Genomic DNA, 304 nt, shown 5'->3' with positions numbered 1-304 from the left:
CCAGTTCAGCAAGAGTCAAGCTATGAGCTGAACGCAACTGCTTTAACCGCAGCCCCTGAAAGCCCTCAACGCCTGTTCTCATATCAGCCCTTGTCACCTTCGTTCATGTCTTGATTTTCTGCGTCGCGCATCCTATCACGCAGTTTCGGATAAGCGATATCGGGAAGAGCCTCCTCCTCACCATAGTACTGCCAGAGCTGGCTGACATCCGTCCACAAGTGGTAACTGGTTGGATGATCGCTATAGGGCACAGCAATAACACAACTAAGAGGGCGACTATGGTCCCGTTCAGTCCACTTGGCTG

The 304-nt window shown here is 52.0% G+C and carries 1 protein-coding gene; it reads right to left on the bottom strand.

The genetic code is table 11. The features are described 5' to 3' along the window. Nucleotides 1-83 precede the first annotated feature (83 nt). Nucleotides 84-304, bottom strand: a 221-nt coding sequence (locus tag A3730_RS32600) for a hypothetical protein (RefSeq protein WP_231883903.1), incomplete at its 5' end; no start/stop codon positions are given.

This window comes from Alcanivorax sp. HI0044, from assembly GCF_001634945.1.
This window is presented reverse-complemented; position numbering and strand designations above follow the sequence as displayed.